This window comes from Bradyrhizobium sp. URHC0002 (assembly GCF_054059515.1).
The window spans coordinates 3,413,877-3,438,978 of sequence record NZ_JBSSCF010000001.1; the positions used below are offsets into that span (position 1 = coordinate 3,413,877).

Genomic DNA, 25,102 nt, shown 5'->3' on the forward strand with positions numbered 1-25,102 from the left:
AGGATAAGCGGGTCGGCGGAGGCTGGTCCTATCGAATTCTGAAATCGCTAATCGAATTGTCGATGTGAGTATGCGCTACCGCGGTCCGCGGCCGTCGCCCTCCGGCGGAATTCGGTCGGGGTCAGCCCCGTGTCGGCCTTGAATGCGCGGTTGAACGGCGCAAGCGACCGGAATCCGGAATCCAGCGCGATCGTCAGCACGGGTACGTCGATCTGGCCGGGATCGGCGAGTGCCGCCTTCGCCTCCTCGATGCGATAGCGATTGAGGAAGGCGTTGAAGTTGCGGTGACCCAGCCCGTCGTTGATGAGGCCTCGCAACCGGTGTTCAGGTATGCCGAGCCTGACCGCCAGCGTGCCGATCGTCAGCCCCTCACGCCGATAGGCCCGCTCGATCGTCATCACATGGTCCAGGCGATGGAGCGAAGCCCGGTCCGACGCCGACACGCCGGCGTGGGAGACCGGCTCGGACGCCCTACCGGCTGCTCCGCTGCCGACGACAGCGGGGCGGCTCTGGGGTCCATAAAACAGGATCAGCCATGCCGCGAGCAGTGCCGATACGCCAAGCGCGAGCGAATAGGTCAGGCTCATGGACTTCAGCGGAATCGCAGCAAGCCCCGAGGCCGCAGTGAGCACGAGGTGGATCGTGATGCCGACCACGAGCGCTATCCGCAGGCTGGTGCGTCCCGTCAAAGGGCCCGCACGCCAGCCTCTTGGGATCTGCGCAGCCGCCAGCAGGGCGAAGCCGATCGAGGCCACCGCCAGCAGCCGGCCGCAGGTCGCCGCAAGATCTGGCCACTCCGACCAGCCGTTGTAGGCCATGAGGCCGAGGCCAGCGACGAGCGCCCACAAACCGCCGTGCCAGGGGCGCAGGGCGAAATTCTCGTCGAAGATCGCGTGCGCCCACAGCCAGAACACGACGGGAAAGCCCATCGAAAGCACGACAAAGGGGGAATTCCACCCGAACGACCCCATGGGAAAGAACGGCGCCGTCGAAATCGCGTAGGCGGCACCGGCCACGCTCATGGCGAGAGCCAGGCGTGCCGCGACACGCAGCGGCGCGCACCGCAACAGCACGATACAGACGACAAGAAATAATCCGACCGCCACACCCCGGAGGCCGAGATCTAAAGCCATCGACGCCATTGCAGCCGTCCTCACGGGTCGAACCTATGACAGTCCAAGCTTTATACCGCTTCAGCTTGCCCGCGCGAAAGGAGGTTGGCGACAGAGCCGACCGAGTTTGGACGCCAGATCGCGGTCTTTTCTTTCGCAAGACGCTTTGCATCGCCTTTTCCGCAACTTTTTTTTCACCGGCGCCGACGGTCGTCAATGTCGCTTCAGCAGGGATTTGCTATGATCTGATTCTGGCGCGGCCCATGCCTCCCCCCTCCGTCGGGACAGCATCTTTCATGCGGGGCCATTTCGACCATCGAACCAACTGTTCGAGCATCAAGCATAAGGAGGGGTTGCGATCATTGCTCGCAATAGGAGGTTCTTTCGATGAAGCTGTCTGCGCCCCTTTATCACTTGAAGCGTAAGGCCAAACTTCTATCCCGTGCAGAAAATATCCCGCTGCACGAGGCGCTCGACCGCGTTGCCAGGCAAGAGGGTTTTGGCGCCTGGAGTTTGCTTGCGGCCAAAATGACCGCAACCGCGCCTGCCGCAAAACTGTTTGCGCGGCTGGCGCCCGGCGACCTGGTGCTGGTGGGTGCGCGCCCGGGCCAGGGCAAAACCCTGATGAGTCTCGAACTCGCCGTGCAGGCCATGAAATCAGGCTGTCGAGGCGTGTTCTTCACGCTGGAGTACACCGAAAAAGATATGCTGGATCGTTTCCGGGCCATCGGCGTGGCGCGGGAGGATTTTGCCGGTCTGTTTGAATTCGACAGCTCCGACGAGATGAGCTCGGATTACATCGTCAAGCGGCTGGCAGGCGCGCCTCGCGGCACCCTGGTGGTCGTGGACTATCTGCAACTGCTCGACCAGAAGCGTGAGAATCCGGAATTGATGGTTCAGGTTCGCACCCTGCAGTCGTTCGCACGCGATCGCGGGCTGATCTTCGTCTTCATCTCCCAGATTGCCCGCACGTACGATCCATCGAAGAAACCATGCCCCGATCTGGAAGATGTCAGATTGCCGAATCCGCTGGATCTGAGCCTCTTCACCAAGACATGTTTCCTGAACAACGGTGAGGTTCAGTTCCGGGCGGCAAGCTAGGCCGCGGACCCATTAGCGCGAAAGCCATAGTCGTATTGACGCAAGCTGCATGGCCATACTCCTCGGCTGAGTTGCCGAGCACAAGAAGCATGCGTCAGCGGGTTAGGCATTGGAATCGGGTCGGTCTTCGGGCCAAAGCAGACTTTGTCTGCGGCCCGGGGCAAACACCCTGTAGCGATTGACCCAACTGCGACATCCGCGCGATGAATCATTCCGCCAGTACAAAAAGCCCCGGCGATGCCGGGGCTTGAGTTCCCGGGATTTCGAGAAAATCAGTACCTTCCGACGACCGGACCGCCCAAGTTGAAGCGGTAGTTGATGCGAGCGGTGATGAGGTCCACATCTTGGCGGATAGAGTCAGTACGGAATACGCCGCCGACCGGTATGACAGCGGCACCCAAAACACCTGTCGACGTGAAGCTGTGACTATGGTTGCCCATGAACAGGTGATCGTACTCGACCGCAACCGACCAATTCGGTGCAAACCCGAATTCGATGCCCGTTCCGACGACGCCACCCCAGCGTGTTTCACTCGCTGAATCGAACAGCGCGCCCGTGGCGGTCACCGTACCTCGGTATTTGTCGTCGGTCACGGCGGCGCCGCCCTTCACATACCAAAGAACATTGTTCCAGGCATACCCGACCTGGCCGGTGAACAGGCCGAACGCTTCAATCTTGGAATTGTTAGTCCAGGTAGGAATGAAACCGCTAACATTAGATCCCTTCAAATCAGCCCAGTCGCCCTGCGCTTCGAGACCGAACACCCAACCGGCGCTCTGCCAACGGTAACCGATCTGACCGCCAAACACTCCGCCGGTCGCATCGTGGCAACCTTCACGGAAGATCGGCACGACAGTTGCCCCGGGGAAGTTCGTAATATCCCAGCACTTGTGGCTCGATCCCCAACCGCCGTTGGCACCGACGTAGAAGCCGCTCCAGTCGTAGATCGCAGCCACCATCGAAGGTGGCGCCTTGGTGTAGGGACGTGCAGCCAGATCAGCGGCCGACGCGGGAGCAGCTACGCTTAATGCTATTAGACCAGCCGTATACACCAGAAACTTCTTCATGATATTTCTCCATCTCCGTCGCTTCTGATTTATCTGAAACGATAAATGCGCTCGCGACCGCCTGTGAGTTCGTTCCGGCCAACCGCGCTTGATTCCAGTCTGAATGGTAGACGGTTAGGCCCTGAAATCCCGTGCCCAAAATGCAACTACCGGTTTTTAAGTACAGCTGGAAAACGCAAAGTTGCCAATGGGGCAAGCGTGCTGACCTTTCTGAAATAGGGGCAAAGAGGTGCGTGAGTCCGGAAGTGGCACATCACGTCATTTCGCCGCTGTGCAGCAACCGGGTCGCTCTAGGGGAACAATGCGGACATCAACTTCGATGCATCATGCCGGCGGGTTTATGGGCATACGACCTACTAGGCGGATCCACCCCGGTAATTTGACGATGCGCATAAAGAAGGCCCTGTGGCGAACCACAGGGCCTCAAGTCTCGGGGAGAAATCGTCAGCCCGCGCGCTTCCAGGTCTGGCCGCCGCAGAACATGCCGCCGAAGGCGCAGCCCTGGACCTTGAGCGTATCGGTGCTCTTCAGCGCGATCGTGGAGTCGTAATTGCGGCCGCTGTCGGGATCATGGATCCGGCCGGTCCACTTGCTGCCTTGGGGCTTCATGTTGATCAGGATTCTTGCGCCGGTGTTGACGGAATAGCCGCACAGATTGGCGCCGCATTCCTCGATGCGAACGTTGCCCTTGTTCTCTTCCGTCGCCCAGATGCCGACCGGCGAGTTCGGGTCGGACGCAGCGGCTGCGGCCACCGGCGCCGGTTGCGGCGCGGGTGCAGGCGCGGCGGCGATCGGCGCTGGCGGCGGAGCGGGCGGCGCAGCTTCGGTTCGCGCCGCAACGGTTGTTTGAGCGGGCGCAGGCGTCACCGCAGTCGCGGCGGGAGCGGGGGGCTGCGGCGCAGTGGCCTGGGCCGGAGCGGGTGCTGGCGGTGCCGCCGGTGCGGTCGTCACGACGTCATCGTCGCCCTTGCGCTTGCCCATGCCCTTGAGATCGATATTGCCGAGCGTGCCGGTATAGCCGGGGGAGGTGATCTTGATGCAGGAAATGCCGCTGCAGTTGCGCGGCGCCTCAACACGAACGCGCTCGCCGTTGATCTGGAGGGTAATTCCGCCGGCATGCGCCGAGGTGGTGGCCATCAGCAATGCGGCGAGGATGTAGAGCTTCTTCATGACAGGCTCCTGAGCGGCTGGTGAGCGCGTGGCGGTGAACATGGGCGGACCGTACGCGGCGTGAGGGACACGTTCTGTGATGCACGTCACAAGATTCCCGGGAGCGCGGCGCGGCTCGGTGATTCAAATCACATTCAGCCGAGCTTCCCCGCGATTAGTTTTCCGCATCACCAGCGGGGAGGCTCCAATGAAACGACTTTGTTTTCTCGCCGTGCTGATGGCGCTCAGTTCTTCGGCCTATGCGGGCCGCTCGATTTCATTCAAGGTCGGCAGCCATCGGGTGCACATCGAATCCTCCAGGCATTGCCGTTCGGTTTCATGCGCCTCGATGTCGATCTCCAGAAGGCTCAACTGGCGCCACAGGCGCGACCGCCATAACGACGACCGCGACATGGCTGTGCCGGCAAAGCCTGCGCCATCAGCGCCGCAGACGATCTCGCCGCCCGCTCCGCCGGCGATCACGGCGCCGGCCAAGACCATCGTTGCCGCGCCGCCGCCAGCCACTTACACGACGGCGGCATCGAGGGGCCAGATCGTCGCTGCGCCTCCACCACCTGCGCCGCCTGCACCGCCGCCGGTTCATGAGATTTCGATTCCAGCGCCGTCTCCGCCAGTCGAGAAACCGGTCGAGACCGCGCGGCCTGCGCCGCAGGTCGAGCGCGTCTCGCATCAGGCCTTGGACGAGCCGCCGGATTCGCCGGTTGGCGACTGGCAGACTGAAGGCAAGGGAACGGTGCGGATCGCAAAATGCGGCAATGCGCTGTGCGGCTTCGTGCTCGGTTCGTCGAACGAGAAGGGCGAAGCGATCCTGATCAACATGAAGCCGAAGACGGAAAGGCAATGGACCGGCGGCGTCTACAGCCAGGAAAGCGGTGAGACGTATTACGGCACGATGTCGATGAAGGCGATCAACACGCTTCGCGTCGAAGCCTGCGCGGTTGGCCGCTTCTATTGCTCCGGCAACAATTGGAGCCGCATCACGCGCCGCGCCGACAGCCTGGTGACGTCGCGGCAGGTATCCGCCGAGATGCGCTCGTAGAGCCTCGCATCAGAACCGGGCTCCAGCTTGTTGTTTTGACGCGTTTTGTTTTACGTGAACGGGCTCCACGCACGGATCAAGTCCGAGGAGCATGCTTCGCTCGAAAACGCTATGTGCGCTCACGAAAATGCCCGGTGACACCGTCACCGGGCATTCAGGTCCATCTCTGAATAGGAAGTCTAGAACACGCCGAGCACAATCGCGGCGACGAAAGCGAATGCAACATACGCGGTTACAATGCTCAGTCTGCTGACGAGAGGACTTACGAAATCCATTGGGGGTAACTCCCTAGGTTCACGTCGTGCCCGCACATAACACTTAAGGCTAACAAAGCGTTCCCGGCCTAAAAAGTCAGAGTTGCTGTCCATCCACGGTTCTTCACAGGCCGCGGCCCCCGGAAACATGGTAAAAATTTCGTAAAATCAATATGTTGAAGAGTCCTTAAATAAATTCGTTGAACGTGCGGGGGATGACGCACGGAGTTCGTTTGTATCTCGTCGGCTCCTTCGTCCTCGTCTCGCTAGCGGGTTGTGGCCGCGGATTTTTTCAGTCCGCCGAGCGCGAACCGTGGCGTGCCGAGGCAGAAGTCGCTTGCCTGAAGTCCGGCGCGGTCAAGGAGAGCGCGGAACTGGTCCGGATCGACCCGATTTCCGGTCCCGGCGTGTGCGGTGCGGAATATCCGCTGAAGGTGGCGGCGCTCGGCGAAAACATCTCCAGCTTCGGATTTGCCGACGAAAGCCTTCGGCCGCCCGGAAGTATCGGCAATCAGCCGCGCTGGCCGATTACGCGCGCGCCGGCGGCAGCTCCGCCCCTTCAAGGAAACTATCAAGGAAATTATCAGGGAAGCTCTTCGGGGAGCTATCCGAATCCGGCGCCGCGCCAGCCGAACCATGCCGCGCCGTCGAACGGCCCGATCTCGCTGTCCGCGCCGGGCATCGGCCCGCAGGAGGATGACGTCGATCTGCCGCCCGAAGGCGCCCCGCAATCGCGTGGCGGCAGCTATATGGCCGGACCGTCCTATCCGCCGCGCGGCCGTTACCCGGCGTCTTCATCTGCGCCGTATCCGCAGCCATCCTATTCGCCTCCGCCGGCAACGCCGGCTGTGCCGCGGCTCGGGCCCGCGCCGGGCAATTCCGTCGGCGCCCTCGGGCAGGTCTCGATGAAGCCGGCGGCGACGCTGGCGTGCCCGATCGTCTCGGCGCTCGACCGCTGGCTCAGCGATTCCGTGCAGCCGGCGGCGATGCGCTGGTTCGGCGTGCGCGTCGTCGAGATCAAGCAGATATCGGCCTATTCCTGCCGCGGCATGAACGGCAATCCGCACGCACATATTTCCGAGCATGCGTTCGGTAATGCGCTCGACATCGCGGCCTTCACGCTCGCCGACGGCCGCCGCATCACGGTCAAGGGCGGCTGGCGCGGCATGCCGGAAGAGCAGGGCTTTCTGCGCGACGTGCAGGCGACCGCCTGCCAGCAGTTCAACACCGTGCTGGCGCCGGGCTCCAACTCCCATCACGAGGATCACATCCACGTCGACCTGATGCGCCGCGCCTCCCGCCGCACCATCTGCCAGCCCGCCGCCGTGTCCGGCGACCAGGTCGCCGCGCGCGCCGGGCAGCGCAATCCGTATGCGTCACGCGATCCCTATTCGACAGGATCGCTCAGCAGCAAGAAGTCGGTGTCGCGCTGGTTCAGGGGCAACAGCAAGGTCAACGAGGAAGACGAGTTCGAGGATCATTGAGCGAGCGCTGCCGTCGACGCAGCTTTCACTCCCAGGCAAGGCCAGTATCAGGCGTTACGATCCTGCACGCCATGACGAGGTCTAGAGACCCAGCATCTTGCGTGCCTCCTCCGCCGTCGCCGGGCGCCTGCCGTGGCGCGCCAGCGTTTCGGCGGCCAGCCTGACCAGTTCGGCATTGCTGGATGCGAGGCGGTCCTTGCTGATGCGGATGTTGTCCTCGAGGCCGGTGCGCACGCCGTCGCCGCCGCGGGCCAGCACCCATTCCATCACGCGGGCCTGATTGATGCCGATGCCGGCGGCGGTCCAGGTCGCGCTGGGCAGGATGCGACGCAGCTCGTTCAGCATGATGTCGAGCAGGTGCTCGTCGGCGGGCATGGCATTCTTCACGCCCATCACGAACTGCACATGCGGCCGCGCATTCATCAGGCCGGCGTCGACCAGGCGGCGGGCGCCATGGATATGCGAGAGATCGAAGATCTCGATCTCCGGCAGGATGCGGTTGTCCAGCATCTTGGTCGCAAGGTCGATGACGAGTGCTGCGGAATTCTCATAGACGATGGTGGGGAAGTTTACCGATCCCGTGGACAGCGACGCCATGTCCGGCTTGAGATAGAGCGAGCTGCCGCGCGCAGCCTGGTCGCGGCCGCGGCCGCCGGTCGAGAACTGCACGATCATGCCCGGGCAGTGCTTGCGCACGCCCTCCTGCACCTGCGCAAACAGCGCCGGGTCGGACGACGGGCTCTCGTCGGCGTTGCGCACATGGATATGCACGAGGCTCGCGCCGGCCTCAAACGCCGCGTGGGTGGATTCGATCTGCTCGGCCGGCGTTGTCGGCAGAGCGGGGTTGTCCTTCTTTCGGGGTACCGAGCCGGTGATGGCGACGGCGATGACGGCGGGGGTCATGAATGGATCCTTCTGTCAGATGTCGAAGAAGACCGTCTCGCGATCTCCCTGCAGGTGGATGTCGAACGTATAGACGATTTCTCCGTCCCGCTCTGTGCGGGGCGCGATCAGCGTCTGCCGGCGCGGTGGCTGCTCGATGATGTTGAGAACGGGATCGGCCGCATTGGCCTCCGCCTCGTCCGCAAAATACATGCGGGTGGACAGTCCGATATTGATGCCGCGGGCGGCGATCCAGAAGTTGACGTGCGGTGCCATCATCTTGCGACCCTTGCGGCCGGCGACCGGGCCGGGCTTGACGGTCTCGAAGCCATAAGCGCCCGTTGTGAAATTCGTTCCGGTCCGGCCCCAGCCGCGGAAGTGCGGATCGAGCGGCTTGTCTTGCAGGTCGGCGGGATGGCTGTACTTGCCCGCCGCATTCGCCTGCCAGATCTCGACCAGGACGTCCTTGGTCGGAAGCCCGCTGCCGTCGAAGATGCACCCTTCGATACGGATGCGCTCGCCCCTGGTCTCCGGTCCGACGAGGATGTTGCTGAAATCCTGAGCGAAAATGTCGAAGCCGGCTTGCCGCGGAATGAGGCCGATATGGACATAGGGTCCGGCGGTCTGTGACGGCGTTTCGCCGAGAAATGTGACAGGCATGGCGTCAGCTCCCCTGCAGCTTGTTCTCGAACAAGGTCTGGCGCCGGCCGCGCAGCACGATGTCGAAGCGGTAGGCCAGGCTGTCGAGCGGCACCGCGGCGTTGAGGTCGAGTTTTGCGATCAACTGCTCGGCCGCGCTCCGGTCCGGGATCGTCCCGAAGATCTGGTCGTGCGGGATCAGCGGGTCGCCCTCGAAATACATCTGGGTAATGAGGCGCTGCGCAAATCCTGATCCGAACAACGAGAAGTGAATGTGAGCGGGCCGCCAGGAGTTCACCCGATTGCGGAACGGATAGGCGCCCGGCTTGACGGTGCGGAATGCGTAGTAGCCGTGTTCGTCGGTCAGCGCCCGGCCGCAGCCGCCGAAGTTCGGATCGATCGGGGCCAGATAGGTGTCGTTGCGGTGGCGGTAGCGGCCACCGGCATTGGCTTGCCATATCTCCACCAGCGTGCCCGGCACCGGCCGGCCGTTCTCGTCCAGCACGTGGCCGTGGACGATCGTGCGCTCGCCGATAGGCTCGCCGTCCTTGGCGTAGTTCAGCAGGAGGTCGTGATCGAGCGCGCCAAGTTCGTTCGGCGTGAATCGGGGACCGGTCACCTCGGAGAGCGAGTTCTGCAGCGACCACAGCGGAATGCGCGGCGAGCGCAGCACGCTGGTCTTGTAGTCCGGGGTCAATGCCGGCGGGTGAATGTCGCGGTTGCGTTGATGAAATTCGAATTCAGCGGGCATATTGGCCTTCCCATGGAGGTTGCCGGTCGGATGTCGGGGACGTCGCCATTGTCCGGTGGATCAATGGCGACGTCATTTCCAGCGCAGGCACGCTTCGCGCGGACTAGGCTGCCGCGACGCCACCGATGGATTTGGCGCGCAACTGGTCGTAGTCCGGCTTCGGCATCGGGATCGCCGTCGGATTGCCGAGGTCGTTCAAGTTGACGCGGAACGTTTCGCGCGCCGTCAGCGCGGCCAGGGCCGCAATCACGGTGATGCCGAAAGCGATCGCGCCGACCGTCAGCGGGATATTGCTCGATCCGGGAGGTGCGACAATGGCGAACAGGGCCGGGAGCAGTGCCGTGATCGTGGTTCCGACGTTCTGGGAGATCGCCATCGCGGAGACCCGTGTCCGTGTCGGGAACAGCTCCGGATAGAAGCTCGGAAAGATCGCGTTGTAGCCCTGATAGACCACGCCCCACATCAGGAGCGAGGTGAAGATCGCGAGCCCCACATTGTGAATGCTGATCGCGTAGAGGTAGGCGAACGCGAGCAACCCCGAGGTCAAGGCGCCGATGATGATCGGAGGCTTGCGTCCCACCTTGTCGGACAGATTGCCGATGATCGGGATGACGAACACGGCAAGCATGTTCCCCAGCACCGGGATCCAGAGATAGACGTCCTTTTCAAAGCCGATGCCGTAAGCCGGCTGCACCGCATAGGCCGCGCCGAAGATGGTCGCGACGACGGGAATGACGTTCATCAGCGCCATGCACACGACCCGCAGCATGTCCTTCCAGTTCAACTGGAAAGCCTGGATAATCGGCGCCTTGGGAACGTTGCCCTGCTTGTCTTCGTTCGCAAACGCAGGCGTCTCCTCGACTTCGCGGCGGATGATGTAGCCGGCGACGATGACGACGAAGCTGAGCAGGAAGGGAATTCTCCAGCCCCAGCTGTTGAAGGCCTCGTTCGGCATGTATGCGGCGAGCGGCAGGAAGACGGCTGCGGCGAGGATCTGCCCGGCCTGGACACCTTGCAGCGTGAAGCTGGCATAGAAGCCGCGCCGGCCGAACGGGGCATGTTCGAGGATCATCGAACTCGCACCGGAGATCTCGCCGGCGACGGCGAACCCCTGGATGAGGCGCAGGATGACCAGAAGTATCGGTGCCAGCATGCCGACCTGCTGATAGGTCGGGAGCAGTCCGACGGCCATGGTCGAGATGCCCATCAGGAACATGCAGACGATCAGCACGTTCTTGCGGCCGTGGGTGTCGCCCCAGTGACCGAGAACGAAGGCGCCGATGGGCCGGGCAACATAGCCCACGCCGTAGGTTGCGAGCGAGGCGACGATGGCGACCGTCGGATTGCCCGACGGAAAGAACAGCTGCGGAAAGATCAGCGATGCCGCCGTGGCATAGATGAAGAAGTCATAGTACTCCAGCGCCGATCCGATCCAGCCGCTGGCGGCCGCTTTGCGCGACTGGTCTTGTCGGTGCGAGATAGCCGATGAACTCATTTCGGAATCCTCCAATAGGGTTTCGTTGCTATTGCTCTCCTCACCTGTGATGAACAGACCGGTGGTAGCGGCCTGTTCGGTTTCTTCCCGGCTTGGGTAAGGAGGGGAGGTGCAGCCGAGTTGTAAGGCGTCGCAGACAAGGTCTTCTCCTTGCAGTGCATTCACGCGCGAGGATCAGCCCCTGAATGCTCGGGTCTTGTGCTGCCGATGTTTTCGATCGGTGCATGCAGCTGGTTGCGCGGCTGCCCCAAGGCTGCGAAGTGGCGCAACATGCGTTCAGCGTCCGGCGTCGTGCCGGTGAACAGCTCGAAGGCCTTGACGGCCTGGAATACCGCCATGCCGCCGCCGTCGAGCGTGCGGCAGCCGGCGGCGCGCGCGGCGCGCAGCAGCGCGGTCTCGATCGGGAAATAGACGATCTCCGAAACCCAGAGGTCGGCGCGCAGGTGATCGGCGCGCAGCGGCATGCCCGGATATTTGTCCATGCCGAGTGGCGTGGTGTTGACCACGCCATCCGCCGTCGCGACCGCGTCTTCGGTGCCGGCTTTCACGCGATTTGCGCCGAACCGGGCGCAGAGACTGGCCGCGATTTGCTCGGCGCGCGAGCGGTTCACGTCGACCACGATGAGATTCTCGACGCCTGATGTCATCAGCGCGTAGGCCACGGCTGACCCGGCACCGCCGGCGCCAAACTGCACCACGTGGCGACGCGGCGCATCGGCCATGCTGCGGCGGAAATTCTCCGCAAAGCCCCACCAGTCGGTGTTGTGACCGATCCGCTTGCCGTCGCGCAGCACCACGGTGTTGACGGCGCCGAGCGCCTCCGCATCGGGTGAGAGCGCGTCGAGCAGCGGGATCACCGCCTGCTTGCAGGGATGTGTGATGTTGAGCCCGGCAAAACCCATGCGCTCGGCGGCGCTGAGCAGTTCGGGCAAGGCCTCGGCACCGAGGCCGAGCTTGGCGAGATCGATCTTCTGGTAGAGAAGGCGAAAGCCCTGCTCGTCGCCTTCCCGCTCATGCATCGGCGGCGTCCGCGAGGACTGGATGCCGCTGCCGATCAGACCGCAGAGGAAGCTCGGCTTCACGACCGTGCGCTCCCGATCAGTTGCGCGATCCGCTGCAAGGCGAGGGCGTAGCCCTGTGTGCCTAGTCCGGCGATGACGCCGGTGGCGGCGAGCGAGACGTAGGAGTGATGCCGGAACGCTTCGCGCTGGTGCACGTTCGAGATGTGTACTTCGATGATGGGGCCTTCGAACGTCTTCAGCGCGTCGAGAATGGCGACGGAGGTGTGGGTGAAGGCGGCCGGGTTGATGACGATGCCCGCGGCGGTTTCGCGCGCCTCGTGGATCCAGTCGATGATCTCGTATTCGCGGTTGCTTTGGTGAAAGCGGATGTCGAGGCCGAGCCCGGCACCGACCTTGCGGCAGGCAGCTTCCACGTCGGCCAGGGTCTCGCGGCCATAGATCTCAGGCTGGCGCTTGCCAAGGAGATTGAGGTTGGGGCCGTTCAATACGTAGACGGGCTGCGTCACGTCATCCTCCCTGCTTTATTCCGCCCTTTGGCCGTCCTGTTCCGTCGGCGGCCGTTTGTTGGAGCCACTATGGACTAACCAGACAGTCCATGTCAATAGAAAGTTAACGGCGGGACTCGCCCGCCTCGGATGGGCTATCCGTTCAGTCCATGTGTGTTATGTCTGCCGTGCTTGGGAGGCACCATGACGGCTCTGGAAGACGGCAAGCGCGGCAGGTTCGACAGGGAACGCACCCGTCAGGAGATCCTGGACGCCGCGACGCACGAGTTCGTCGAGCACGGGCTTGCGGGAGCGCGCGTCGAGGCCATCGCCGCGCGGACCGCAACGGTCAAGCGGATGATCTATTACTATTTCGGCAGCAAGGAGGGGCTGTACCTTGCCGTACTTGAGCAGGCCTATGCCGGCATCCGCACGGCTGAGATGGGCCTCGATCTGCTCGTCCTGCAGCCGGTCGAAGCGATCCGCCGCCTGGTGGAATTCACCTTCGACTATCACGAGGCCAATCCCGGCTTCAGCCGCCTGGTGAGCATCGAGAATATCCATAATGGCGCGCACATGGCGCGCTCCGAGCCTATCCACGGCGTCAATCAGGGCGTCATCGAGATCATGACCGCCGTCATCTCGAAGGGGCAGCAGAGCGGCATCTTTCGCCGCGACATCAGCGCGCTCGACGTCCACATGCTGATCAGCGCCTTTTGCTTCTTCCGCGTCTCGAACCGCCGCACCTTCGGCCTGCTGTTCAATTGCGACCTGTCGGAGCCGGAGCTGCGCGACCGCCACAAGCAGTTGATCATCGAGGCGGTGCTGCGCGCGCTGGAGCCGAGGCCTGAGGGCGCGGCCGCATGAGTGCAATCTGACCGGACGTAAGGGCGCCAAGGTCCCGACATCCCGATCAGGTTCGTGATCGATGCAGATAAAGGCGACAGATTAGCTTTCGCTGATCCGTCCCACGCTTCTCGTCACGCCAGCCGCTCCAGCAGATCCTGCACGACGCCCTTCAGCAGATCGAGCTTGTATCCTGTCATCGGTAGCGGCTTTGCACCGGATGTCGCGCGTTCCGTGGCAACGGCAATCGCGGCTATATTGGCCGGCTTGCCCTGCAATGCCGCTTCCGCGGCGGCGAGCCGCAGCGGCACCGGCGCGATGCCGCCGGCGGCAAGGCGGACGAACTGGAACGTGCCGTCCTTGATCACGGCGCGTGCGCAGATCTCGACCAGCGGCCATTCCGCATGGGTGCGGCTGATCGCGCGCTTGTACAGCGCGCGCTCGCCCGGCAGCGGGGAAGCAAGTGTGACGCTCCTGATCATCTCGCCCGGCTGCAGTGCGTTGTCGGCGCTGCCGTTGGAGCCGTCGCCGAGGAGATCGCCGATCGTCAGCGAACTCCTGCGGTCGGTCGTCACCTTCGCTTCATAGGCCAGCAGCGCCGCCGCCATGGTGGAAGGATGCGGCGCCACGCAGGGGCCGAGATCAAACGCCACGTGATAGAGATGATTGCCCGATCGCGCCGGACAGTCGGACCCGCCTTTCTTCAGGCAGGCGATATGCGGATTGCGAAAATACCAGCAGCGCGAACGTTGCGCGAGGTTGCCGCCGAGGGTGGCGAGATGGCGGATCTGCGGCGTCGCCAGACCATGCGCGGATGCGGCAATGCCCGGATACGCCGCGGCGATGCGCGCGTCGGCGGCGATGGCGGCAATGCTGGTGAAGGCGCCGATGCGCAAACTCCCGTCATCGCCCCAATGCATCCCGATCGTGTCGGGCGCGGCTGATATATCGATTAGCGGCCCCGTCGATACGCCGCTGCGGCGCCTTTCGCTGAGGTCGGTGCCGGCAGCGCGGAATTCGCCTGCTTGCGTGGCGGTCATGGCTGATGGGGTCATGCGGCGGCCCTCCCTTTGAGCGCGGCGACGAGGCGGTCGGGACGGATCGGCAGTTCGGTGAGGCGAACGCCGGTCGCGTTGAGTATAGCGTTGGCGACCGCGGGCGAGGTCGGCACGGTGGCGACCTCGCCGATGCCGACGCTGCCGCCGAGCACGTGGTCGAAACCGCCATGGTCGAAATGCACGTCGATCATTGGCGTGTCCGCGATTCCTGGAATGCGATAGTCCTCCATGCCGCCGCTGAGCACATCGCCGGTGCGGGAATCGACTTCGCGCGCTTCGTAGAGCGCGTAGCCGATCCCCTGGATGACGGCGCCGGCCGCCTGGCTGTGCGCCAGCGCGGGCGCTACCACCTTGCCGATCGCAATACCGGTGTGAACGTTGACGACGCGGACATGGCCGAGCCAGGTATCGACTTCGACCTCGATGACCTGCACCGAGCTCGGCACGCCGGCGCCGATCGCAAGGTTGGAGAAGCGCCGCATCATCCAGCCGAAGATCCAGCCCAGGAGCCCCACCTGCCTGAGCGGCGACTCGATTCCCGGCGCCGTCGGCCTGCTGTCTTCCGGCCGTACGCTGGAAACGCTGAGGTCGGGTGAGGCCGCGAGCCATTCGCGCCACGGCGCGTTGGAGCCGGGCAGCGGTTGCCGCTTTGCGTGTTGCTGGATCGACGCCTTCAACTGCTCGATCGCCAGCAGCATCGGCGGGACCACCGAAGCGGTGACCCTGCTGCCGCCCGAGCCCGGCCCTTCCGGCAGTTTTGAATCGCCGATCCTGACCTCGATCTCATGCGGCTCCAGCCCGAATTCGCGCGCGACCGTATTGGCGATCACGGTGCGGGTGCCGGTGCCGATGTCCTGCGTCGCGCTGCTGGCAATCAAACGTCCGCCCTTGACGGCCACTTCGACCTTCGAGCCGGGCTGCCACAGATAAAGCCAGTAGCCGGTGGCGACGCCGACGCCGCGGCGATAACGGCCGCTCTGCGCGGCGATCGGTTTGCGGTTGCGCCAGACCTCCAGGCTTGAGGCCCAATCGTACAGCCGTTGCCGGTTGGGATCGGGATCCCAGCGTTTGCGCAGCGCGATCGGATCGATGTTCATGCGCAGCGCTGCTTCGTCGATCGCCTGTTCCAGTGCGAACGCCATCGGCGGCCCGCCGGGGCCGCGGAAGGGAGCACCGGCCGGCAAATTGCTGATCACGTCAAAGTCGGCGAGTTCTTTTGCTTCCGCCGGATAGATCAGGCGGGCAAGTGCCGCGATGGTCGAATTGGTCGCGGCTCCCGTGTCGGCATAAGCGGTCAGCGAAAGTGCCTTCAGTTCGCCTTGCTCGGACGGCAGCAGGGCGATTTTTACTTCCGTCGCCGGCCGATAGCCCGTCACCGAAAGCTCCTCGTGCCGATCGTAGGCTACCCTGACCGGCGCCTTGGCTTCGCGCGCCAGTTCGATCGCGGTGGTCGTTTCCACGCCGAGGGCTGCCTTCGAACCGAAACCGCCGCCGACATGATTGGCAATCACGCGCACCTTGTCGTGGCCGAGCTTGTAGCGCTTGGCGATCAGCTCCATCACGTGAAACACCGACTGCGTCGAAACATGCACGGTCAGCCGGTCGCCATCGAAACGCGCGACCGCAGCATGCGGCTCGAGGCAGGCATGCTGTTGCGTGCCGGTGCGGAAGGTGGCCTCGACCAGCATCGGATTGTTCGCCGCGCGCGCACTGTCGACCCAGCTCCGCACCTTCTTCGGCTTCTTGGAGAACGCCGCCGACGGTCCGCGGATATTGCCTTTCCAGGGCGCCGGCGAGCCACCGCCTTCGGAGACGTTACCGGCCTTCTTGCGCGCGGATTTTTCGAACACGACCGGCGCATCGGCCTTGCGCGCTTCGTCGAGCCCGATCGCCGACGGCAGGCGTTCGCTGCCGAGCTTGATGGCGGCGATGGCGGCCAGCGCGGTCTTGCGATCGCGGGCCGCGACGGCGGCAATCGGCTCACCGACATAGCGGACGATGCGGTCGTCGCCGAGCAGCGAGATCACCACATTCACGCCCGGCATCGTGCGCGCCGACGCCAGATCGAGTTCGCTGATACGCGCATGCGCGAATGGCGAGCGCAGGATCACGCCTTCGAGCTGGCCGTCATGATGGATGTCGACGGTATACTTCGCCGATCCCGTCACCTTGTCGCGGGCTTCCATGCGCGGCGGCAGGATGTCGTCGCCGTCGAAGCGGCCGGCGCAGGCGTCCGCCACGGCGCGGAAGATGCCATCATAGGCGCCGCAGCGGCACAGATGCCCCGACAGCGCCGCGCCGATTTCCTCGCGCGACGGCGCGGCCGTTCCCTTTGCCGCCCGCCACAAATCGTGAAATGCCGCGGCCTCGACGATGAAGCCCGGCGTGCAGAAGCCGCATTGCAGGGCGTCTTGCGCCATGAAGGCTTTCTGCACCGGGTGCAGCCTCGTGGCGCCGATGCCTTCGACCGTCGTTACGTTCTTGGCTGCGGCTGATCGAGCCGGCATCAGGCAGCTCACGGCGGGTACGCCGTCGACCAGCACGGTGCAGGCGCCGCAGACGCCGGCGCCGCAGACCAGCTTGGTCCCGGTGAGGTCGAGCGCGTCGCGCACGACGTCGACCAGCAGCGCATCGGGATCGTCGGGGAGGGGCGCGAGCTTGCCGTTGATCGTCATCGTGCTCATCTGCGATCTCCTGATTTGCGGGAGGTGGTTCGAGGGACTGCTTTCTTCGCAGGCTTCGGTGTGGCGGCGCGCGGCTTCGCTCCCGGGCGCACGGCGCCGGCGACCAGCGTGCGCAGCATGATTTCCAGATCTTTCAGGAAGGCCTCCGCCGGCTGCATCGCGGGGTAGGCGGATTTGGTGCCGTTGACCGCCATCTCGACACAGCGTGCAAGATCGCGCGGCGTCATGCCGGCATTGAGAACGAGGCCCTGCTTGCGGCAGACGCGCACAATGGTCGCGGCAAGCTGCTCCGCATAGGCTGTCGTATATTTCTGGTAGAGGTCGCGCGCCTGCAGGAGATGTTCGGAGAACAGTTCCTCGACATGGGGCGAGCCGTCGAGCGAGGCGGCCAACTGCCCGAGTTTCGCGCTGACCGACGCGACCAGAATATCGGCAAGGCTGCCGCCTTGCTTTTCCGCGGCAGCGGCTGCCGCGACCTCGGCGGCGAGCGCGTCCTCATGCAGCCGTTCGATGACGGCGCGGAACAGCGCTTCCTTGGATTTGAAATGATGATAGAGCGCCTGCCGCGTCAGGCCGGCGGCCTCCGCCGCCTGCTCGATCGACGAGCGCCGGAAACCCTGCCGGCGGAACACCAGCATCGCGGCATCGAGAATGCGGGTACGCGGTCCCATTTGACGATTTTGACAAATTGGAACGAAATGTCAAATAACGGGATCGCGAGCAGGGATGGAAATCATGCCGTGTGGCAATCGTGAGGTCCGATGTTACTGATCGAACGGCACTTTATGCGTCCGGCAGACGTAAGGTGCGCTTCCATCGGCGCCTTCAAGGTTCGCCTTGAAAAACCGTCCCATCGAGGGCGCGTTCAGAAACGCATCGTGCGTGTCCTTCGGCAGATCGCAATATTGGTGGTAGACCGCGTGGCGCTGAACCAGCATGCGGCGGCTTTCGGCGTCGTAGCAGACCCGGCTGATGACGCTGCTCCGGGTGATGTCCTGACAGTTGAACGGCTTGAGGTCGACCGCTCCGCGATCCTTCACGTCAACGATCTCGGCTTCTTCCCAGGGCGCGGTGAAGAGCAACGCGAGGATGAAAGCAAAGCGGGTCATGGCGTTTGCACCGACAAGGATGCTGGGAGTCTGGGCCTTCAGCGAGGAGGCGGCAAGCGCCTGCGCCTGTCAGATTACACGAACTTGATGCCGATCACGTCGCCCTTTTTCCAGGCGACCTTGCAGGCCCTGCCGGGCGATGTCCGGTCGAACTTCAATTGAAACTGCGGCTTGACGAATTGCGGGTCCTCGACCCTGAGCCGTGCGCCGCCCTCGGAGATGTCGATGACGATGCACTGACGTGTGGCGAAGCCGCCGTCGACCGTCATCCATGCGGGCTGGTTGGTCCGCCGGCGGGCGGGCCGGGACTTTTTGCCAAATGGCGACATGACGCGTACCTCCCGGCCATCAAACGCGATGGGGCGATGCTTGTTGCGGGCAGGGACAACTTGATTGATCAGGCCCTGCCACGTGCGGCGCGCAAGCGCGCGTGTCGAGAACATGGCCCATATTCGCCGAGTGTCGGCGGAAGAGCATCCGCAAGGTTACCGAAGCCTTAACAACACGATTAGCATCCGAGTCGGCGCTTCGCTCGCGCTGATGCGGAGGATGCGGCATGTGGATACAAGCGAGGTACGACGTGAAGGGCGACGGCGGTTGCAAGGCTCGCAATGTCCTCGCATGACGTCATTCGATTGGACCAATACTAATTCTAAATTTCATCCGGCGGCTGCGAGTCGTCTGCTTGGAGCAATACTAATTCTAAACGCGTGATTGACGCGCCGTTGTATCCCTCGCGCTCTTCATCGCAGTAATCCTGCTTGTTACTGGTCCCGCGCAAAAGCGATGAGGACTGGAAATGAATGCATGCTTGAAGACCGCGGGATGGCTCGGCGCCGCGCTGCCGATGTTCGCTGCGGTGATCGATGTGACGCCGGTGCAAGCGCAATCGTCCGCGCGGGAATTGCCGGCAGTCGTCGTCGACCAGCCCTCACGTCCGCCGGCCGCGCGCTCGCGCCCCGCACCCCAACGGCAAGCAGCGTCGGCGGCGAGCCGTCGCGCAGCCCAACGCGCACAGACGCCGCCTGATGCCGCGGCTGCAGCCGGCGCGCGCACTGAGACGGCGACCGGCCCGGTGCGCGGTTATCTCGCGGGCCAGAGCGGCACCGGCACCAAGACCGACACGCCGCTGCGCGAAATCCCGCAATCGATCACGGTGGTCACCGCCGACCGCATCACCGACCAGGGTGCGCTCACCGTGCAGGAAGCGCTGCGCTACGTGCCGGGCGTGTTTGCCGACGCCTATGGCCCGGATTCGCGCGGCGATTATCCGCGTATTCGCGGGCAGGATCCGAACGTCTATCTCGACGGCACCCGCATGGTGAACACCTTCACCTTCAACGAATGGCGGCCCGAGCCCTACACGCTGGAGCGCATCGAGGTGCTGCGCGGTCCCGCTTCGGTGCTGTATGGCGACACATCGACGGCAGGCCTGCTGAATCTGATTTCAAAACGTCCGCAGGCGGAGGCCTTCAACGAGATCGGCGTGCAGTTCGGCAGCTTCAACCGCAAGCAGGTGCAACTCGATTCGACCGGCAAGCTGACCAAGGATGGTGAGTGGCTGTACCGCTTTATCGGCGTATTCCGCGACAGCGGTACCCAGACCGATTATGTTCCCGACGACCGCATCGTGCTGGCGCCGTCGCTGACCTGGCGGCCAACCAACAACACCAACTGGACCGTGCTCGGCACCTACCAGAAGGATAAGACGGGTTCCTCCACCGCGTTCCTGCCGCATGAGGGCACGCTGTATCCTGGTCCGAACGGCCTGATTCCGGTGCGGCGTTTTGCCGGCGAGCCGGGCTTTGACAAATACCAGACGGAGACCGGCGCGGTCTCGAGTCTGTTCGAGCACAGCTTCGGTGATGCACTGAAGATCCGCCAGAACATGCGTTACGCCCACGTCGAGGGCATCTACCGAACGATGTATCCGAATCTGCATTTCGTCGATCCAAAGGATGCGAGTTTCCCGTTTATCGATCCCGGCAGGCGCACGGTGGCGCGCGACATATGGAGTCGCGAGACGGTCAAGGACAGCTTTACCTCGGACAGCAATGCCGAGCTGAAATTGCTCACCGGGCCGGTTGCGCACAAGCTGTTGTTCGGCGCCGACTACCGCGTGCTCAGGGAACGCGCGCAGTCCGGCTTCGCCACCGATTCCACGCCATTCGATCTCTACGCACCGGTTTACACCGGCGTGACTCCACCGGCGCTTTCACCTGAACCGGACCTGCGGCAAACCCAGCTCGGGCTTTATGTGCAGGACCAGATGCGGCTGGGGCCATGGCTGGCCACAATCGGGCTGCGGCAGGATTACGTCACCAGTAACGTCGTTGGGTCGCCGGAGGAAAACACCGAGGCGACCACCGGGCGTGCCGGGCTGATGTATGAACTTCCGTTCGGCCTGACGCCTTACGTCTCCTACGCAACGTCATTCACGCCGGTGTTCGGCTCCGGCGTCTGCCTCGATGGCATCTGCAAGGCGCAGCAGGGCGAAATGGTGGAGCTGGGATTCAAGTACAATCCGTTTGCCGGCACAGCGATCAACGGCGCGATCTTCGACACCACCGAGAAGAACCGGCTGGCGAGTGATCCCGGCGGCTCCCAGTTCTCGGTCCAGACCGGCAAGGTAAGGATTCGCGGCGCCGAGCTCGAGGTGATTACCCGCGTGACGCCGGACCTCGATCTGATCGGCGCCTATTCCTACCTCAACGCCATGGTGGAAGGCGGCGACAACACCGGCAAGCACGTCGAAACCGTTCCCGATCATCAGGCCTCGCTATGGGCGAAGTACCGCCTCACCGTGCTCGGCCTGCCGGGCGTCACGATCGGCGGGGGTGTGCGCTATATCGGTGAGTCCTGGGACGGCACCGACAGCATCCGCACGCCCGACTACACGCTGTTCGACGCGATGATCCGCTATGAGACCGGCCCGTGGCGGTTTCAGGTCAACGCCAGCAACCTTGCCGACAAGCGTCATGTCACCACCTGTCTGGCGCGCGGCGACTGCTTCCTCGGCCTCGGCCGCACCGTGCTGGGCAGCGCGACGTACAGGTTTTAGTGCGTGATCGAGAAAAGGCGAGGCCGATCTTACTGCGGCTTCGCCCGGTACGTCCGTAGAAACAGCCGCGTCGCGCTGTCAACCACGCGCGCGATGCGCTCCGCCGATGGCGCCGGCTCTGCCTGAAACACGAACGGCAGAAACAGCGTCGCCTGGCACATCTGCAGGAACTGCGCGGCGGCTAATCCGCAGTCGTCGATCGCAAGATCGTCCGGCCCGACATGGGCCTGCAGATAGTCGGCGAGGCGGTTGATCGTCTGTGCCAGCACGTTTTCGTAGAACTGGCGTCCGACTTCCGGCATCCGCTCGGCGATCGCCATCACCGTGCGGATCGACGATCCACCGCCTGGCCGGCAGATCGATCCGATGTAGGTCTGGCCAAATTCCCGCAGCGTGGTTTCGACATCGCGTTTGGGATCGAGATTGTATGCGATCTTGCCCTTTTCGAGCGCTTCGTCCTCGACGATGGCTTCGAACAGCCGGCTCTTGTCGGCGAAGTAGACGTACAGCGTGCCCTTGGAGACGCCGGCGGCGCGCGCGATCTCGTTCATGCTGGCCCCGTCAAAGCCCAGATCCATGAACACCATTCGCGCACCGTCCAAGATCTGCCGGCGCTTCGAACTATCTTCCTCGCCAAAGGGATGAATCGTGTTTGGTGTGGATGCAACCATTGGTTTATCTTCTCGCGCAAGAATTCAACCCGAGATAAGGCGGAGCGACTTTTTCGCGCTATGGTCGGTGCGATACAATATAGCTTGACCGAACCGTTCGGTCAATGATATTTTGAACTGAGGATGCCCGATGCGGCCGTTGTTTTTGGCCCCACGTGCATCGTGATATTTGGATTGGGGAGGCGGGTCATGGCCGCAGCGAGAGACCAGGCCGCGCGCATTGTTCGCGCCGGACCGGAAACGGCGGAGGTGGAAGCCGCGCCGGAGGCCGAGGTGCCGCTTGCGGACCAGTTGCGGACTCACGTCGCGGAAGAAGCCAGGCGTCGTCCCGCCGAGGTGCCCGGCGCTCCCGAAGCTGAACGGCCAGCTGCGCCGCCCGCCGGCAACGTCGATGCGGCAGCGGCAAAACCGGGCAAGCGCAAATTCATCATGATTGGCGTGCTCGCACTGCTCGCGCTGGCCGCGATCGGTTACGGCGTCTACTTCGTCCTGGTTGGGCGCTTCTATGTCTCGACGGACGATGCTTATGTTCGCGCCAACAACACCACGCTTGGCGCCCGGGTATCGGGCCATGTCGCGGCAATCCTGCCCCGCGACAATTCGATCGTTCGCGCCGGCGACGTGATTTTCAGGATCGATGACGGCGACTATCGCATCGCAGTGGATGCCGCGCGTAGCAAGATCGCGACCCAGCAGGCCACCATCGACCGCATCGGCCGTCAGGTCACGGCGCTCGAAAGCGCCGTCGAGCAGACCAAGGCACAGCTCGCTTCCGCGGAAGCGGCGCTGAAGCGCGCCGGTCTCGACTTCGATCGCCAGCAGACGCTGAGCACCAAGGGTTTTGCCTCGCGCGCCGCTTTTGAAGTTTCAGAAGCCAGCCGCGATCAGGGCATCGCGGCTGTCAAATCGGCGCAAGCGGCTGACGACGCCGCGCGCGACAATGTCGAGGTGACGAAGGCGCAGCAGGCCGAGGCCCGCGCGCAGCTTGCGGAGTTGCAGACCCAGCTTGCCAAGGCGGAGCGCGACCTTGCCTTCACCTCGGTGCGCGCGCCGGTCGACGGCACCTTCTCCAACCGCCTCGTCAATACCGGCGACTTCATCCAGGCCGGCCAGCGGCTCGCCAATGTGGTGCCGCTCAACGACGTCTTCATCGATGCCAATTACAAGGAAACCCAGCTCAAGCGCATCCGCGCCGGCCAGCCCGTGAACATCTCGGTCGATGCCTATGGCCATCGCAAGTTCGCCGGCGTCGTCGACAGCATTTCACCGGCGGCGGGATCGGTGTTCACGCTGCTGCCGCCGGACAATGCCACCGGCAATTTCACCAAGATCGTGCAGCGGCTGCCGGTTCGCATTCGCGTGCCGAAGGACGTCGCGAAGCAGAACCTGCTGCGCGCCGGCATGTCGGTCTATGTGACCGTCGATACCCGTGAGGGCGCGCCCGACGCCGACAGCGAGGCCGACCTCGATGCGCCCGGGACGGTTCAACCGCGGTAGTTTTTCCTTAACGCCCCGGGCCACAGCCCCGGCGCCCGTTCCGAGCTGATCATGGCCGACTCCACCGCCGCATCGCCTTCCGTGAACGCCGCGGCCGACGACCGCATCCCGCCGCGCCGGTTGTTCACGTTTCTGATCATGGTGTTCGGGATGTTCATGTCGATCCTGGACATCCAGGTCGTCTCGGCGTCGCTGCAGCAGATTCAGGCCGGCCTTTCGGCCAGTTCCAGCGAAGTGTCGTGGGTGCAGACTTCGTACCTGATTGCCGAAGTGATCGCGATCCCGCTTTCCGGATTCCTGTCGCGCGCGTTCGGCACGCGTTTGCTGTTTGCGATTTCCGCCTCCGGCTTCACGGTAGCGAGCTTTTTCTGCGGCTTTGCCTCGACCATCGAGCAGATGATCCTGTGGCGTGCGATCCAGGGATTTTTGGGCGCGGGCATGATCCCTACCGTGTTCGCATCCGCCTACACGGTGTTTCCGCGCTCGAAATTCCATATCGTCGGTCCCATCATCGGCCTGGTCGCGACGCTGGCGCCGACCATCGGGCCGACGGTCGGTGGTTTCATCACCGACATGATGTCGTGGCACTGGCTGTTCTTCATCAACATCGTTCCCGGCATCGGCATCACCATCGGCGTGCTGGCGCTGTGTGATTTCGACAAGCCGAACTTTGCGCTGCTCGAACATTTCGACTGGTGGGGCCTCTTGTTCATGGCCGGCTTCCTCGGAACGCTCGAATATGTACTGGAAGAGGGCCCGCAGTCGCAATGGCTGGAAGACACCTCGGTCGCGGTCTGCGCGGCGATCTGCGTGGTTTCGGCGGTCGCCTTCTTCTGGCGCGTGCTCAGCGCGCGCGAGCCGATCGTCGACCTCAGGACCTTCACCGACCGCAATTTCGGCGTCGGCTGTCTGATCTCGTTCTGCGTCGGTATCGGCCTTTACGGACTCACCTACATCTATCCGCGTTACCTCGCCGAAGTGCGCGGCTACAGCCCGCTGATGATCGGCGAGACCATGTTCGTCTCTGGCGTCGCCATGTTCTTCACCGCGCCGCTCGTGGGGCGGCTGATGGCGAAATACGACATGCGTTACCTGATCGCGATCGGTCTGGTGCTGTTCGCGCTCGGCTCCTATCAGATGACCTGGATCACGAAAGAATATGATTTCTACGAATTGTTGGCTCCGCAGATCCTGCGCGGCATGGGCATGATGCTGGCGATGGTGCCGACCAACACCATCGCGCTCGGCACGCTGGCGCCGGAGCGGGTGAAGAACGCCTCGGCGCTGTTCAACCTGACGCGCAATCTCGGCGGCGCGGTCGGTCTCGCGCTCATCAACCAGGTGCTGAACGAGCGCACCGACCTGCACATCTCGCGCCTGCACGACCGCATCAACTGGGGCAACGCCACCGCGGTCGAAACACTCAACATGTTCACCCAGCGCCTGCAGGGCATGGGCGATGCCACGCTGATGGCGATGAAGCAATTGTCGCAGATCGTGCACCGGCAGGCCGTGGTGATGGGCTATGGCGACGCCTTCTTCATGCTGACCGTGTTCTATTTCGGCTTGAGCCTGTTCGTGATGGTTTTGAAAAAGCCGTCCGCGACGGCGGCGGGGGGTGACGCGCATTAGCCGCGCTTGATACCCATCACGCTGATGTCATGTTGCAAATCAC

The 25,102-nt window shown here is 63.5% G+C and carries 22 protein-coding genes; 7 read left to right on the forward strand and 15 right to left on the reverse strand.

Annotated elements, in window-relative coordinates:
• Positions 1-47: 47 nt before the first annotated feature.
• Complete coding sequence (locus tag ACVWVY_RS16565) at positions 48-1,142, reverse strand: helix-turn-helix domain-containing protein (protein WP_456627371.1); 1,095 nt, start codon at positions 1,140-1,142, stop codon at positions 48-50.
• A 357-nt stretch (positions 1,143-1,499) separates the two neighbouring features.
• Between ACVWVY_RS16565 and ACVWVY_RS16570 the strand changes: the two genes are divergently transcribed.
• Positions 1,500-2,213 (forward strand): DNA helicase, encoded by a 714-nt coding sequence (locus ACVWVY_RS16570; RefSeq protein WP_456627372.1) that lies wholly within the window; start codon positions 1,500-1,502, stop codon positions 2,211-2,213.
• A gap of 272 nt (positions 2,214-2,485) precedes the next feature.
• On the opposite strand, the gene ACVWVY_RS16575 is transcribed toward ACVWVY_RS16570, so the two are convergent.
• Together ACVWVY_RS16575 and ACVWVY_RS16580 are read right to left on the reverse strand one after the other, a co-directional pair.
• The gene (locus ACVWVY_RS16575) at positions 2,486-3,280 is read right to left on the reverse strand and encodes an outer membrane protein (protein WP_456627373.1); all 795 of its coding nucleotides are present in this window, start codon (positions 3,278-3,280) and stop codon (positions 2,486-2,488) included.
• 444 nt (positions 3,281-3,724) lie between these two features.
• Positions 3,725-4,450, reverse strand: coding sequence for a DUF2147 domain-containing protein (locus ACVWVY_RS16580; RefSeq protein WP_456627374.1), 726 nt, complete (start codon positions 4,448-4,450; stop codon positions 3,725-3,727).
• A 187-nt stretch (positions 4,451-4,637) separates the two neighbouring features.
• On the opposite strand from ACVWVY_RS16580, the gene ACVWVY_RS16585 reads away from it, so the two are divergent.
• Positions 4,638-5,489 (forward strand): DUF2147 domain-containing protein, encoded by an 852-nt coding sequence (locus tag ACVWVY_RS16585; RefSeq protein ID WP_456627375.1) that lies wholly within the window; start codon positions 4,638-4,640, stop codon positions 5,487-5,489.
• Between the two features lie 469 nt (positions 5,490-5,958).
• Positions 5,959-7,227, forward strand: coding sequence for an extensin family protein (locus ACVWVY_RS16590; RefSeq protein WP_456627376.1), 1,269 nt, complete (start codon positions 5,959-5,961; stop codon positions 7,225-7,227).
• An 81-nt stretch (positions 7,228-7,308) separates the two neighbouring features.
• Here the strand turns inward: ACVWVY_RS16590 and ACVWVY_RS16595 are convergent, their stop codons facing one another.
• The 6 genes from ACVWVY_RS16595 to aroQ form a co-directional block, all read right to left on the reverse strand.
• Positions 7,309-8,130, reverse strand: coding sequence for a 3-keto-5-aminohexanoate cleavage protein (locus ACVWVY_RS16595; RefSeq protein ID WP_456627377.1), 822 nt, complete (start codon positions 8,128-8,130; stop codon positions 7,309-7,311).
• Between the two features lie 15 nt (positions 8,131-8,145).
• Entirely contained in the window at positions 8,146-8,769 is a 624-nt protein-coding gene (gene pcaG / locus ACVWVY_RS16600) for a protocatechuate 3,4-dioxygenase subunit alpha (RefSeq protein WP_456627378.1), read from the reverse strand.
• Positions 8,770-8,773: 4 nt separating this feature from the next.
• A complete protein-coding gene (pcaH, locus tag ACVWVY_RS16605; RefSeq protein WP_456627379.1) occupies positions 8,774-9,499 on the reverse strand; it encodes a protocatechuate 3,4-dioxygenase subunit beta in 726 nt (241 codons plus the stop codon).
• 103 nt (positions 9,500-9,602) lie between these two features.
• Positions 9,603-10,994 (reverse strand): MFS transporter, encoded by a 1,392-nt coding sequence (locus ACVWVY_RS16610; RefSeq protein WP_456627380.1) that lies wholly within the window; start codon positions 10,992-10,994, stop codon positions 9,603-9,605.
• Between the two features lie 161 nt (positions 10,995-11,155).
• Complete coding sequence (locus ACVWVY_RS16615; protein ID WP_456627381.1) at positions 11,156-12,076, reverse strand: shikimate dehydrogenase; 921 nt, start codon at positions 12,074-12,076, stop codon at positions 11,156-11,158.
• A complete protein-coding gene (gene aroQ, locus ACVWVY_RS16620) occupies positions 12,073-12,522 on the reverse strand; it encodes a type II 3-dehydroquinate dehydratase (protein ID WP_456627382.1) in 450 nt (149 codons plus the stop codon). The genes ACVWVY_RS16615 and aroQ overlap by 4 nt, the downstream gene beginning before the upstream one ends.
• A 183-nt stretch (positions 12,523-12,705) precedes the next feature.
• On the opposite strand from aroQ, the gene ACVWVY_RS16625 reads away from it, so the two are divergent.
• On the forward strand, positions 12,706-13,368 hold the full coding sequence (locus tag ACVWVY_RS16625) for a TetR/AcrR family transcriptional regulator (protein ID WP_456627383.1): 663 nt from the start codon (positions 12,706-12,708) through the stop codon (positions 13,366-13,368).
• 113 nt (positions 13,369-13,481) lie between these two features.
• On the opposite strand, the gene ACVWVY_RS16630 is transcribed toward ACVWVY_RS16625, so the two are convergent.
• From ACVWVY_RS16630 to ACVWVY_RS16650, 5 genes are all read right to left on the reverse strand, one after another.
• Positions 13,482-14,402, reverse strand: a complete 921-nt coding sequence (locus tag ACVWVY_RS16630) for an FAD binding domain-containing protein (RefSeq protein WP_456627384.1) — start codon at positions 14,400-14,402, stop codon at positions 13,482-13,484.
• Positions 14,399-17,089: a molybdopterin-dependent oxidoreductase gene (locus tag ACVWVY_RS16635; RefSeq protein WP_456627385.1), complete on the reverse strand. Its 2,691-nt coding sequence runs from the start codon at positions 17,087-17,089 to the stop codon at positions 14,399-14,401. Before ACVWVY_RS16635 ends, ACVWVY_RS16630 begins: the two co-directional genes overlap by 4 nt.
• Positions 17,086-17,760: a TetR/AcrR family transcriptional regulator gene (locus ACVWVY_RS16640; RefSeq protein WP_456627386.1), complete on the reverse strand. Its 675-nt coding sequence runs from the start codon at positions 17,758-17,760 to the stop codon at positions 17,086-17,088. The genes ACVWVY_RS16635 and ACVWVY_RS16640 overlap by 4 nt, the downstream gene beginning before the upstream one ends.
• A 93-nt stretch (positions 17,761-17,853) precedes the next feature.
• Positions 17,854-18,198, reverse strand: coding sequence for a KTSC domain-containing protein (locus ACVWVY_RS16645; protein ID WP_456627387.1), 345 nt, complete (start codon positions 18,196-18,198; stop codon positions 17,854-17,856).
• A 74-nt stretch (positions 18,199-18,272) separates the two neighbouring features.
• Entirely contained in the window at positions 18,273-18,527 is a 255-nt protein-coding gene (locus ACVWVY_RS16650; protein ID WP_456627388.1) for a PilZ domain-containing protein, read from the reverse strand.
• A gap of 470 nt (positions 18,528-18,997) precedes the next feature.
• Between ACVWVY_RS16650 and ACVWVY_RS16655 the strand changes: the two genes are divergently transcribed.
• Positions 18,998-21,259 carry a TonB-dependent siderophore receptor gene (locus ACVWVY_RS16655; RefSeq protein WP_456627389.1) on the forward strand — a complete coding sequence of 754 codons (2,262 nt, stop codon included), beginning with the start codon at positions 18,998-19,000 and terminating at the stop codon, positions 21,257-21,259.
• Positions 21,260-21,288: 29 nt separating this feature from the next.
• On the opposite strand, the gene ACVWVY_RS16660 is transcribed toward ACVWVY_RS16655, so the two are convergent.
• Positions 21,289-21,930, reverse strand: coding sequence for a TetR/AcrR family transcriptional regulator (locus ACVWVY_RS16660; RefSeq protein WP_456627390.1), 642 nt, complete (start codon positions 21,928-21,930; stop codon positions 21,289-21,291).
• A 189-nt stretch (positions 21,931-22,119) separates the two neighbouring features.
• On the opposite strand from ACVWVY_RS16660, the gene ACVWVY_RS16665 reads away from it, so the two are divergent.
• Positions 22,120-23,427 (forward strand): HlyD family secretion protein, encoded by a 1,308-nt coding sequence (locus ACVWVY_RS16665; protein ID WP_456627391.1) that lies wholly within the window; start codon positions 22,120-22,122, stop codon positions 23,425-23,427.
• A gap of 51 nt (positions 23,428-23,478) precedes the next feature.
• Positions 23,479-25,059, forward strand: a complete 1,581-nt coding sequence (locus ACVWVY_RS16670) for a DHA2 family efflux MFS transporter permease subunit (RefSeq protein ID WP_456627392.1) — start codon at positions 23,479-23,481, stop codon at positions 25,057-25,059.
• Positions 25,060-25,102 lie beyond the last annotated feature (43 nt).

Coding starts and splice junctions, on each gene's coding strand:
- ACVWVY_RS16660 (WP_456627390.1), bottom strand. CDS start 21,930: ATGGTTGCATCCACACCAAACACGATTCATCCCTTTGGCGAGGAAGAT.
- pcaG (WP_456627378.1), bottom strand. CDS start 8,769: ATGCCTGTCACATTTCTCGGCGAAACGCCGTCACAGACCGCCGGACCC.
- ACVWVY_RS16655 (WP_456627389.1), top strand. CDS start 18,998: ATGAATGCATGCTTGAAGACCGCGGGATGGCTCGGCGCCGCGCTGCCG.
- ACVWVY_RS16650 (WP_456627388.1), bottom strand. CDS start 18,527: ATGTCGCCATTTGGCAAAAAGTCCCGGCCCGCCCGCCGGCGGACCAAC.
- ACVWVY_RS16580 (WP_456627374.1), bottom strand. CDS start 4,450: ATGAAGAAGCTCTACATCCTCGCCGCATTGCTGATGGCCACCACCTCG.
- ACVWVY_RS16590 (WP_456627376.1), top strand. CDS start 5,959: ATGACGCACGGAGTTCGTTTGTATCTCGTCGGCTCCTTCGTCCTCGTC.
- ACVWVY_RS16625 (WP_456627383.1), top strand. CDS start 12,706: ATGACGGCTCTGGAAGACGGCAAGCGCGGCAGGTTCGACAGGGAACGC.
- ACVWVY_RS16665 (WP_456627391.1), top strand. CDS start 22,120: ATGGCCGCAGCGAGAGACCAGGCCGCGCGCATTGTTCGCGCCGGACCG.
- ACVWVY_RS16635 (WP_456627385.1), bottom strand. CDS start 17,089: ATGAGCACGATGACGATCAACGGCAAGCTCGCGCCCCTCCCCGACGAT.
- ACVWVY_RS16585 (WP_456627375.1), top strand. CDS start 4,638: ATGAAACGACTTTGTTTTCTCGCCGTGCTGATGGCGCTCAGTTCTTCG.
- ACVWVY_RS16595 (WP_456627377.1), bottom strand. CDS start 8,130: ATGACCCCCGCCGTCATCGCCGTCGCCATCACCGGCTCGGTACCCCGA.
- ACVWVY_RS16575 (WP_456627373.1), bottom strand. CDS start 3,280: ATGAAGAAGTTTCTGGTGTATACGGCTGGTCTAATAGCATTAAGCGTA.
- ACVWVY_RS16565 (WP_456627371.1), bottom strand. CDS start 1,142: ATGGCGTCGATGGCTTTAGATCTCGGCCTCCGGGGTGTGGCGGTCGGA.
- ACVWVY_RS16630 (WP_456627384.1), bottom strand. CDS start 14,402: ATGACCCCATCAGCCATGACCGCCACGCAAGCAGGCGAATTCCGCGCT.
- ACVWVY_RS16640 (WP_456627386.1), bottom strand. CDS start 17,760: ATGGGACCGCGTACCCGCATTCTCGATGCCGCGATGCTGGTGTTCCGC.
- ACVWVY_RS16610 (WP_456627380.1), bottom strand. CDS start 10,994: ATGAGTTCATCGGCTATCTCGCACCGACAAGACCAGTCGCGCAAAGCG.
- pcaH (WP_456627379.1), bottom strand. CDS start 9,499: ATGCCCGCTGAATTCGAATTTCATCAACGCAACCGCGACATTCACCCG.
- ACVWVY_RS16570 (WP_456627372.1), top strand. CDS start 1,500: ATGAAGCTGTCTGCGCCCCTTTATCACTTGAAGCGTAAGGCCAAACTT.
- ACVWVY_RS16645 (WP_456627387.1), bottom strand. CDS start 18,198: ATGACCCGCTTTGCTTTCATCCTCGCGTTGCTCTTCACCGCGCCCTGG.
- ACVWVY_RS16670 (WP_456627392.1), top strand. CDS start 23,479: ATGGCCGACTCCACCGCCGCATCGCCTTCCGTGAACGCCGCGGCCGAC.